Origin of the sequence: Chitinophaga sp. NPDC101104 (assembly GCF_050277495.1) — a bacterium.
Classification (GTDB): Bacteria; Bacteroidota; Bacteroidia; order Chitinophagales; family Chitinophagaceae; genus Chitinophaga.
The window spans coordinates 3,877,165-3,888,321 of the sequence record NZ_JBNNSF010000001.1 but is presented as its reverse complement, the minus strand read 5'-3'; the positions used below and the strand labels follow the sequence as shown (position 1 = coordinate 3,888,321).

The 11,157-nt window shown below is 55.5% G+C and carries 7 protein-coding genes and 1 pseudogene; 4 read left to right on the top strand and 4 right to left on the bottom strand.

Features of this window, described 5'->3' with window-relative positions; all coding sequences use genetic code 11:
- Positions 1–63: 63 nt before the first annotated feature.
- On the bottom strand, positions 64–1,887 hold the full coding sequence (locus ACQKLP_RS15740) for a RagB/SusD family nutrient uptake outer membrane protein (RefSeq protein ID WP_427323714.1): 1,824 nt from the start codon (positions 1,885–1,887) through the stop codon (positions 64–66).
- A gap of 23 nt (positions 1,888–1,910) precedes the next feature.
- Positions 1,911–5,054, bottom strand: a complete 3,144-nt coding sequence (locus tag ACQKLP_RS15735; protein WP_427323712.1) for a SusC/RagA family TonB-linked outer membrane protein — start codon at positions 5,052–5,054, stop codon at positions 1,911–1,913.
- A gap of 383 nt (positions 5,055–5,437) precedes the next feature.
- Between ACQKLP_RS15735 and ACQKLP_RS15730 the strand changes: the two are divergent.
- The 3 genes and pseudogenes from ACQKLP_RS15730 to ACQKLP_RS15720 form a co-directional block, all read left to right on the top strand.
- Positions 5,438–5,578 (top strand): annotated as a pseudogene (locus ACQKLP_RS15730) (LacI family DNA-binding transcriptional regulator); the annotation flags it as partial.
- Complete coding sequence (locus tag ACQKLP_RS15725; RefSeq protein ID WP_427324366.1) at positions 5,552–6,448, top strand: LacI family DNA-binding transcriptional regulator; 897 nt, start codon at positions 5,552–5,554, stop codon at positions 6,446–6,448. The pseudogene ACQKLP_RS15730 and the gene ACQKLP_RS15725, both read left to right, overlap by 27 nt.
- 191 nt (positions 6,449–6,639) lie before the next feature.
- Positions 6,640–7,353 (top strand): EcsC family protein, encoded by a 714-nt coding sequence (locus tag ACQKLP_RS15720; RefSeq protein ID WP_427323711.1) that lies wholly within the window; start codon positions 6,640–6,642, stop codon positions 7,351–7,353.
- A gap of 57 nt (positions 7,354–7,410) precedes the next feature.
- On the opposite strand, the gene ACQKLP_RS15715 is transcribed toward ACQKLP_RS15720, so the two are convergent.
- Both ACQKLP_RS15715 and ACQKLP_RS15710 read right to left on the bottom strand, forming a co-directional pair.
- A complete protein-coding gene (locus ACQKLP_RS15715; RefSeq protein ID WP_427323709.1) occupies positions 7,411–7,824 on the bottom strand; it encodes a YybH family protein in 414 nt (137 codons plus the stop codon).
- Between the two features lie 65 nt (positions 7,825–7,889).
- Positions 7,890–8,465 (bottom strand): DUF4256 domain-containing protein, encoded by a 576-nt coding sequence (locus ACQKLP_RS15710; RefSeq protein WP_427323707.1) that lies wholly within the window; start codon positions 8,463–8,465, stop codon positions 7,890–7,892.
- 518 nt (positions 8,466–8,983) lie between these two features.
- Between ACQKLP_RS15710 and ACQKLP_RS15705 the strand changes: the two genes are divergently transcribed.
- Positions 8,984–11,113: a DNA topoisomerase 3 gene (locus ACQKLP_RS15705; RefSeq protein ID WP_427323705.1), complete on the top strand. Its 2,130-nt coding sequence runs from the start codon at positions 8,984–8,986 to the stop codon at positions 11,111–11,113.
- Positions 11,114–11,157: the final 44 nt, after the last annotated feature.

Sequence of the window (11,157 nt, the reverse complement as noted above, 5' to 3'; positions counted from 1 at the left end):
AAGCGGTCGCCGGAACCGGCGACCGCTGTTCATTGTGTTAAAAGGGGATGTATATGCAAATCATCAATCCGCTTTCATGTCTACCGCGTCTTTCGCCGGCTCGTTCCTTTCCGTTCCCACATATCCCTTGTTCTGGTTGATCACGCCGTGCACGTTCGCCTGGATAGACTTGGCAGGCACGGGCCAGAAAATGTGGTAGGGGCTGATCGTGAATTTATCACCGTGATTGGTCACGATCCCCAGGCGGTAGAAGTCGTTTTTGGCGATCACGCGGTCGTAAAAGAAGTTGTCGTCGGACAGGCGGTCCATCGTGTAGGTTTTGCCGTTAGGCGCGGCTTTGCCCGTTCTGGCGAAGATGATCGACATGCGGGTCAGCTCCGTTTTCCGCGGTTCTTCGAAAAACAGTTCGCGGGCCCGTTCGTCGAGGATGGTGCCGATATCCAGCGTTCCCGTGAACGGTGCGCAACCGGCGCGGGTGCGCACCTGGTCGAGATCGGCGATCGCGAGGCCGGACTGGCCTTTCCAGTAATAAGCCTCCGCACGCAGCAGGTACGTTTCGGCGAGCCGGAAAATATACCAGTCGGAATGGCCGCCCTGCATGGGGGAGTTTTCCGTATCGGGCACAAAAATCTTGTAATGCGGCCAGCCGAACCAGCAGCGGATCGTGTCCGTACACAAAATGCCTCCGGCGGCGTTACGGAGCTGGAGGGGCTTGAGGTAATTGGGGTCGTTGCTGTTCTTGAGGCCCATATCGTTATACACGAGATCTTCCATGTTCATCCAGTTGCCTTTGGCGTGGCGGAGATCGTTGGGATCGTTCCAGATCTCGTAGAGGCTGTAAGGCGTGGGGCGGCAACGTCCGATCCCGCGGCCGTACAAACTGCTTTGCACGAATTCGGGGTTCACGTTGTCGTTCGTGCCTTTTTTACCCGAAGGCGTGGAGATGTTGGAGCCCCAGAAAGGTACGGCCTGCCGCATGATGCGCATCCCGCCGTCGAACCCGCCGTCGCCGAACCGGTCTATCACATAAAAAATGCCTTCCCGGTTTTCGCCGAGCGCTTTATTTTCCGGGCGGTGCAGGTCCCAGATCACGTTTTTCTTCGTGGCGCCGAAGGGTTGCCGCATGAGGGAATACGAGCCTCCGTCGATCACGGCGCTCGCCGAAGCGATGGCATCGTCGAACTTGCCCAAGGCCAGGTTCACCTTGGTGAGCAGGTGGAGGATCGCGCCTTTGGTCACTTCTCCGCGGGAGACGTTATCGGAAACCCAGTCTTTGGCGGAATCCAGGTCTTTTTTGATGTATTCCAGGATCACGTCCCGCTTCGTCGTATAAAAATCGGTGCGCGCTTCCAGTACCTCCACCATCGGGGCCGGTACATCGCCGAACTGCATGCAGAGCCGGTAATAGCGGAGCGCGCGGTGGAAATAGGCGGAGCCCAGGATGGCGTTGCGTTCCGCCGCGTTGGCGTACTTCGCGTTGTCGATCCGGGAAATGATGGTATTGGCGTATTTGATGCCTTTGTAGCCTTCGCTCCAGTAATGGTAAATGCGGGCGCGGTCCGCACTGTTCTCATTGGCGCCATCGGGCGTGATGAGCAGGTTGAGGTCTTGCGGGGGACCGGATTTGTCCGTTACGCCTTCCACCGTCACTTCGGAAAACAGCATTTCGGTGAGGATAGGCGGATTGTCGCCGTAATACTCGATCCTTGCGTTCCTGGCGCAGGCTACGAGGCCTGCGCGCATGGCGGCGGCGTCAACGAAAGTTTCGTCGGGCTCGTAGAAGGAAAGCGGTTTGGGAACGAGCCAGTCTTTCCCGCAGCCGGTTGCTATGGTGAGCGCCCCCGCGATCAGGACGGCAGCGCCGGTATATGTGAAGTTCTTACGCATGATGGTTCTTTTTTTTCAACTCGTTAAAAAGTAGCATTGATCCCCAGCGACCAGTTCCTGGCCGGCGGCGTGTTGCCATATTCGGCGTCCCAGAACATCCAGTCGGGCTGGTAAATGGCGGCATTGCTCACGTTGCCGTATACTTTCAGCGAACCGATGCCGATCATTTTGCTGATTTCCTTCGGAACGGAATAGGCCAGTGCCACGGTGCTCAGGCGGATGAACGAAGCTTTCCGCCAATTGGTGAAACTGAGGCTGCCGTTGTTGGAGAACAGGCGCGCGTGATCGTCGATCTGGTTTTCCGGCGTCCAGTAGGGGATGATGTAGGAGTTCTGCCGGTCGATGAAGCCGGTGTTGTTCTTGGCCTGGTTGTATTCCTTGTAGTGCCCCCAATGGCTGTACAGCATGAAAGACAGTGAGATGCCTTTATACGAAAAATCGTTGCGGAGCGTCCACTGGTAGCGGGGGGAGCGGTAGCCGAGGAACTGGCGGTCGTCGTCGGAAAATTTGCCGTCGCCGTTGGTGTCTTCCAGCTTGAAATCGCCGGGCTTCACGCCGAATTTCTTCGCTTCGTCGGCTTCGGAAGTCTTCCATACACCGAGCACTTTCATGTCCCAGATCTCCTCAATATCCCGGCCGATGAACCATTTGTTGACCCGGTCGTCCGCTTCCTTCATCACGATCTTTCCGTCGGGCCCTTTCACCGGGGCCGGACCGTACAGGCTCACGATCTTGTTGCGGTTGGTGAAGAAGTTCAGGTTCGTGCCCCATTCGAAGTCAGGCGTTTTCACGTTCACGCTGCTCAGGTTCAGTTCTACGCCCTGGTTCTGCACTTCCCCGAGGTTGGAGATCACGTTGAAGTATCCCGTTACGTCGGAGATCGTGCGGTTGACGATGAGGTCGGTGGTGATTTTCTTATACACTTCGATGGTACCGGTGAGGCGGTTGTCGAGCACGCCGAAATCGAGGCCCAGGTTGTACGAACTGCTTTTTTCCCATTTCAGCATGGGGTTCTGCAGGCGGTTGCCGTAGAGTTGCGATACGAGCACGATGTTGCCGTTGGGCATGATGTACTGGTATTTTCCGGTGGAAAGGTCTCCCAGCGCCACGTACCGCCCGATATCGCGGTTGCCGTTCACGCCCCAGGAAGCACGCAGCTTACCGAAATCGAGCCAGGGCAGGTTCACGAATTTCTCCTTGCTGAATACCCATCCCAGGCCGACGGAGGGGAAGTTGGCCCTGGGGTTCGCCTGTCCGAAGGCGGAATAGCCGTCGCGGCGGATAGAGGCCGTCAGCATGTATTTCTGTTTCCAGGCATAGTTGAGGCGCCCCATGAGCGCGTCTCCCGTGGCCAGGGAGTCGAAGCTGCTGATCACGGGTTTGATGCCCGCGCCGATGTTGTGCCAGGAAAGGTTATCGTTCGGGTCGAAGCCTTCGTTTTCCATCTGGTTGCGCCAGCTCTGGTATTTTTCAGCGTTGTACAGGAACGTTACGTCGAAGTCATGATCGCCGTAAGTCTTGTTCCAGCGGAGGATGTTGTCGATCTGCCAGTTGAAGAAATCCTGCTGCCGGCGAACGGCGTACCCGCGCCGCGCCGCATACCGGAAATCCTTGGCCAGGTTGGCGTTGAAGTATTTTCCCCATTCGAAGTTCGGCGTGAAGTTCACCTGGTAGGAGAACCCGTAGCCCAGCTCGCCTTTGGCGTAGAGGCTGCCGAACAGCGTGTGGAACTTCTGCAGCCGGTCGGTATATGCATAATTGAGGAAGGGATTGGTGTTGTTGCCGATGTCGTCGTTCGGACTGTCGCGCAGCGTCACCCCGTCGTCTTTGTATTTTTCTCCCCATGGACTGGCGTTGATCATCTGTCCCCAATCCACCGTCACCTGGCTTTCATCCCTGTCGGCGAATTGCAGGTTAACACCGATGATGGCCCATTTGGCGGCTTTGGTCTCGATATTGATGCGGGTGCGGAAAGTCTTGAATTTATCGCCGAGGATCACGCCTTCGTTGTTCGTATATCCGGCGGAAATGTAATACGAAGTATTGTCCGTTCTGCCGCCTACGCTGATCGTATGATCGTTGCGGAGGCCTTTCTGGAACATCTGGTCGTACCAGTTGGTTTGCTTGCCGGCTTTGTAGTTTTTCACTTCGAGCGAGAGGATCTTCAGCCGGTTCAGCCAGATGTCGACGGGGTCGCCCTGCGAGTTGTCGTAGGCTTTCCACTGGTCGATGGTGATATCCGGGGGGAGCTGGCGGGGATCGTCGAACTGGTAAGGCTTTGCGTTGGCGTTCATGCTTTTGAGCACGTCTGTGCGCCAGTGCACGAAACCCGGCCCGTCGTACAGCGGCTGGTCCATGGCGAGGGTGGCGAGGCCGATGTTGCTGTTGAGGGTTACCTGCGGCTTGCCGGTCGAGCCTTTCTTGGTGGTGATCAAGACTACGCCTGCGGCGGATTTGGCACCGAAAACGGCCGCGGCGCTCGCGTCTTTGAGGACGTCTATCGTTTGAATATCGTTCGGGTTGATGTCAGACAATGCGCCGGGGTAGATGACACCGTCGAGCACCAGGAGGGGTGCGCTGTTGGCGTTGAGCGACGAGCGTCCGCGGATCTGGAGGTCGCCGCCGCCTTTGGCGGAGTTGGAAGACGTTACGGAAAGACCGGGCACATTGGCCCGGAGCGCGTCCTGGACGGTGGCTGGATTTTCGTTCTCCAGTTTGCTTACCTGTACCTGTGCCACGGCGCCGGTGAGGTCCGATTTTTTACGGGTGCCGTATCCCACTACTACGAGCTGGTCGAGCTGTGTGGCATTGTCTTGCAGGACAATGTTCCACGAGTTGGTGGAAGCGACCGGCACTTTGAGCGGCTGATAGCCGATGAAGGTGAAAATGAGCACGGCGTTGTCGGGCACGGCAGTCAGGGTGAATTTGCCCTGCGCGTCTGTGGTAGTGCCTTTGGTGGTGCCTTCGATGGAGATGGTAACGCCGGGGAGTGCGGCGCCGGATTTGTCGCGGACTACGCCGCTGATGTCTTTGACGACCCGGAGGGAAGTTTTGGAAACGTTTGCATACATGCCGCTGGCGGCGGGGATTCCGGCTGATAGCGCGAGTAGCAGGGCGCAGCAGGCCGGGGAGGTCCAATAAGGCCTCCTTCCGATACGCATTGTCATGGTGAATCAGATTAAGGATTTAGAAATGGTAATATCGACGTGTTAGTGTTAAATGTGCTGTGTGAAATGGTCAAACAGGCTTGTTTGGCCAATGTCAGTTTTAAACGTGAAAAAATAAATTACCGCAAACGTGATGTATTTTGATCCGAACGGACCAATAACAGTTTTCAATACGTGATCAAATAGCAATCGTCTGTGTGTCGTGTTTTACAATATGGTTCGAATGGCGGGTAACGGAAATGCTTGTTTTAACGTGAAAAAATAATATTACCGCAAACGTGATTTTTCAATGTTCTTTTACCAAATTAGTATTTGCAATCGATTTAACTTTACATAAGGGGTGAAAAAAGTCTACTACAACGTTTGAAATCGTTTATTGAAATATGAAAAGGGGAGTAACGATCAAAGATATTGCGCGGAAATTGAATATGTCTGTGTCAACGGTATCCAAAGCATTGAACAACGATGCCACGATCAGTTCGTTGACGAGCGAGCGGGTGAAGGCGCTGGCGCGGGAGTTGAACTACATTCCCAATGAGGCGGCGCGGCATTTCAAGCTGAACCGCACGTCTACGCTGGGCCTCATCGTCCCCGACATTCTCGACCAATATTATGCTTTCGCGGCCAACGGTGTGGAAGCGGCGGCGGAAGAAAAGGGGTACCATGTGATGCTGGCGCAGTCGCGGGAAGATGAGCAGAAGGAAGAAAGGATCATCGACCTGATGATACGCAACCGGGTAGACGGTGTGGTGGCGGCGATTTCGAAGACGCGTACGGATATGGCGCCTTATCAGAAGTTATTATCCATCGGGATCCCGGTGGTGTGCATCGGGCGGGAGCCGGCCACGCCGGAATTCGACTTCGTGTCGAGCGATAACATGGAAGGCGGCCGCCTGGCTACGGATTTCCTCATTCGCCAGGGCCACCGGCATATCGCGCATTTGCGGGGGCCGGAAGGGATGCGGACGGGGAATGCGCGGTACGAGGGGTATAAGCTGGCCTTGCAGCAGCATGGCATCCCCTTGCGGGAAGAATTGGTGGAAGTGGTGGATTTTTCGCGGGAGCATACCGAAGCGGCGCTGGCGCGGATGCTGGCGTTGGAAGTGCCGCCCACGGCTGTGTTCGCATTCAAGAATTACATGGCGCTGGACGGGATCGCATTTTTGAAGAAATACCATCCGCAACTGGTGGAGGCGATGCCGTTTACGGGGTTCGGTAACCTGCCGATCCTCGATTACCTGGACCATAAGCCGGCGGCGTCTATCGAAGAAAGCTCCCACGAAATGGGGCTGGAGGCCGCCAGGCAGCTGTTTTCCCGGATACGTGAAGGGGAAGGCGGGGAGCAATCGGCCCGGAGTATCCAATTACCCTGCAAGCTGGTGGTGCATGTTTGAGCAGGTTGGTTCTCGGAAGGAAACACAGGCGTTGGATGTGGCGGCGGATATTCCGGTGGATTTTTTAAGAAGCCGTCGCATGCAGCCCATGGCCGCGACGACACCCACAGATTTGCTCTGGCAATAATTTTGGCGGCTGCCGAAGCGGTCGTGCATTCAGAAAACCCGTCATCATTTACTAAAGATCCAACATGCTGTACGAATTACAGGCGCGTGCCGAAATGGAAACCTGGAAGCTCCGCATGCGGAAGGCGCCCGGCATGGTGCAGCGGCTGTCGCGCACCTTGCAGGCGCGGGTGAACCGGATCATCCCCGAAAAGGTGCATCGCGCCATCACGGCCACGATCCGGGAGATGGTGCGCGGAGTGCTGTTCGGGTCGAAGTATACGGTGCCGGGTAAGCAGGAATATGCGTCTTTTGCGGAAATGGAAGCCGCCGTGAGAAAGCGGACCGACTTTTACAAACATACGGCCGCGGCGGAAGGCGGGGTCACCGGCGCCGGGGGGATCCTGCTGGGATTGGCGGATTTCCCGATCCTGTTGTCCATGAAACTGAAATTGCTGTTCGATATCGCTACCATATACGGTTTCGATGTGAAGGATTACCGCGAGCGGTTGTACATCCTGTTGATTTTTCAGTTGGCTTTCAGCAGCCAGGAACATCGGCGGAAGGTGTTTGCACAGATGGAAGACTGGGCCCACCGGTCGGAAACGCTGCCGGAAAAGGAGGAATCCTTCGACTGGAGGACTTTTCAGCAAGAATACCGCGATTATCTCGACATCGCCAAGATGGCGCAGCTGATGCCGGTGATCGGTGCGGCGGTGGGCGTTGTCGTGAATTACCGGTTGGTGACGAAACTGGGCGAAACGGCGATCAACGCATACCGGATGCGGTTGCTGCGGTAATCACATCAGTTTACACCAGGCGAAAATTCCCAGGATAATCCACATATATGTAATGTACTACGGCTTCAGATCTATGGAAGCCTTTCCTGTTGCCGGATCGAAAGGTACGGAGCTATGCACGTGCCGGATCAGCCATTTTCCGGTATCCTTTACATAACACACCGTTTCCCGCCACCACATATCCAGCTTATCGCCCTGTAACGTTTCCGCTACAACATGGTTCTTTGTCGCACACCAGGCCAGGGCGCTTTCCTGTTCAAGGTGGATCAGCTGTATCTCGAAATCGATCACCCGGGCCAGGTTCCCCAGCCATTCCCGGAGCCTTAACCGCAGCGCGTCGGTTCCCTGGTACTGGAAATCCTTCACGACGTCGAACATCACCACCTGCGGATGGTAAAATGCTACCGCAGTTTCAACATCACTTTCTTTCACGGCTGTTTCACGCGCTTTAATTGATTGTCCGATATCCATGATTTTGATTTTTGATACACAGGTATGTATCAAAAACCTTTCCGGAGCCGGGTGAAATACGGCAGTTAAATAATCAACATCCCCCGAAATCCGCGCGCCGCATAATACGACTCTGCGCCATTATGGTACATGAACACCTTGTTGTACCGGCGGTCGCAGAAGATGGCGCCGCCCAGCTCACGGATATCGTCCGGGGTTTTGACCCAGCTCGAGGTTTTCAGGTCGAACTCCCCAAGTTCCTGCAATTCGCGGTATTGCGCTTCGGTGAGTATGGTGATGCCGATTTCGTTCGCCATGTCGATAGCGCTCGTTTTGGGCTTGTGCTCTTTCCTGGATTGGAGGGCTTCGTAATCGTAACAGGTACTCCGCCGGCCTTTGGGGCTTTCGGCAGCACAGTCGCAGAAAGTGATTTCGCCGGTTTTTTTATCGAAACCGATCACATCCGGCTCGCCGCCGGTTTCTTCCATCTCGTTCAGCGACCATAACTTCGCCGGGTGCGATTCGATCCTTTCCTGGACCGTATTCCAGTCGATCCCCTTGTGGCGCCGCATGTTTTTCTCGAAGCGGGCCTTCAGTGTTTTGAGCAGCGCGTCCCGCTGGTCTGCGGTCAACTTCTTTTTGCTGTTGGGTGTGGTGGGCATATCATCAGGATTTTATCAGTAGTTGATGGTATGTAAAACTGCATCAAATGTAATCAACCCCGCACGAAATTTCACGCGCAAGGATACATGAATTAACCCTCCTGCTTTTGGGGCTGGCCCGGGCGCCGCTGCAATTGGTTTGCTCCGGCGAACAACAATGAATAGGCCGCTCCGTTTCGAGTTCGCGGGCAACGATGGCCTTGCCGCCGATCGTTTCTTTCTGCGAACATCCAATCCGATCGCTGCCGCCCAGCCATATCCACAGCCGGAAAACTCGATTCTCGCGGCAGATGTTTCAGGTAAGCCCGCTTGCAGGAAAGACCGATTTCCATGATCGTTTTTGCAGTTTGAATGTCCGGCGAATGTACGTGTTGCATCCAAACAAAAATTATTCCCACCGGAAAATTGGCTTGCCATTTTTCAAATGGATATATAAACCACTGGCGGTACAAAATGGCAAGCCATGAACAGCGGTACTCTTGAAATATTCCCCCTTTTCCCCGAAATTCGCGGCTGATATGAAAGTCTGTATAGCGGAAAAACCGAGCGTTGCGCGCGACATTGCCGAAGTGTTGGGCGCCAAAACCCGGAAAGATGGATATTATGAAGGGAACGGGTTTCAGGTCACCTGGACCTTCGGGCACTTCTGTACCCTCAAGGAACCGCACGACTATTCCCCCCACTGGAAATACTGGTCGCTGTCCGACCTGCCCATCATCCCCGCCCAGTTCGGTATCAAACTGATCGAAAACAACGGGGTGGAAAAACAGTTCCGCGTCATCGAAACCCTCGTCCAGCAATGCGAAGAGGTCATCAACTGCGGTGACGCCGGCCAGGAAGGCGAGCTCATCCAGCGATGGGTGCTCCTCAAAGCCCGGTGCGCCGCGCCCGTGAAACGCCTGTGGATATCCTCGCTTACCGAAGAAGCCATCCGCAACGGGTTCCAGTCCCTCAAAGACGCCTCCCAATACGATAACCTCTACGCCGCCGGCAGTGCCCGTGCTATCGGCGACTGGCTCCTCGGCATGAACGCCACCCGCCTCTTCACCAAGAAGTTCGCGCAGGGAAAGGCCGTGCTCTCCATCGGCCGCGTCCAGACGCCCACGCTCGCCATGATCGTGGCCCGCCAGAAGGAAATCAACGCTTTCGTTTCGGCCGAATACTGGGAACTGAAAACCATCTATAAAAAAGTCGAATTCACGGCCGCCATCGACCGCATCGTGGTCGTGGAGCGCGCCGAAAAAGGGCTCGCCTATCTCAAGGAACATCCCTTCGAGATCACTTCCTTCGAGAAAAAAGAAGGAAAGGAAGGCAATCCCCGCCTGTTCGACCTCACCGCCCTCCAGGTGGAAGCCAATAAGAAATACGGCTACTCGGCAGACGATACCCTGCGGTACATCCAGAGCCTCTACGAAAAGAAACTGGTCACCTATCCGCGTGTAGACACCACGTACCTTTCTGAAGACCTACACCCCAAGATCGCCGGCATCCTGAAAGACCTGACGCCCTACGCAGCGCTCGTTGCACCGCTGCTGGAAAAGCCCATCCCGAAACTCAAATCCGTGTTCGATGATAAAAAGGTGACGGACCACCACGCCATCATCCCCACCGGCATGTACCCCGAAAACCTGCATCTCGACGAAAAACGCATCTACGACCTCGTAGCCCGCCGGTTCATCGCCGCGTTCTACCCGGAATGTAAAATATCCAACACCACCGTGCTCGGCAAAGTAGGCCAGGTCGAATTCAAAGCCACCGGTAAACAGATCCTGGAGCCCGGCTGGAAGGAAGTATACGCCAACGACGCGCCCACGCCCAAGGAAGGCGACGAGCCCGCCGAAGAAGGCGAAAAGATTCTGCCCGTTTTCGAAGTAGGGGAAAGCGGTCCGCACGAGCCCCGCATCCACAAAGGCAAAACCACACCGCCCAAGCCCTACACGGAAGCCACGCTGCTCCGCGCCATGGAAACGGCCGGCAAGCAGGTGGAAGACGAGGAAATGCGCGAAGCGTTGAAAGACAACGGCATCGGCCGCCCTTCTACCCGCGCCAATATCATCGAAACCCTCTTTCGCCGTAAATACATCGAGAAGAGGAAAAAGAACATCTTCGCCACGCAAACCGGCATCGACCTCATCGACACCATCGAGAACGAACTGCTCAAAAGCCCCGAGCTCACCGGCACCTGGGAACGCAAGCTGCGCCTCATGGAAAAAGGGGAATATGCCATGGACACCTTCCGGCAGGAGCTGACCGACATGGTGATCGCCCTCATCCGCGACGTGAAGAACAACACCGGCAAATCCATCACCATCGCGCCGGAACGGCCGCCCGAGCCCGAGAAAAAGGAAAAAGAAACGAAGCCCAAAGCGCCGAAGAAACCCGCCGATCCCACCGCCGCCACCTGCCCGAAATGCAAGGCCCACCCCGTCAAAAAAGGGAATACCGCGTACGGTTGCGCCAACTTCGCCGCCTGCGGGTTCAAAATCCCCTTCGAACTGTTCGGCAAAAAACTGACGGACAAACAGCTGGAAGACCTCCTCACCAAGGGAAAAACGGGGAAAATCAAAGGCCTCGCCACGCCGGAAGGCGAAAAAGAAGGCCGCCTGGCGCTTGACGAACATTTTAATGTTGTCGTCCAGACTTCCTGAAAATTTTTGCAACCATCTGCGAATCCGCTTGTTATAGTGTAGTA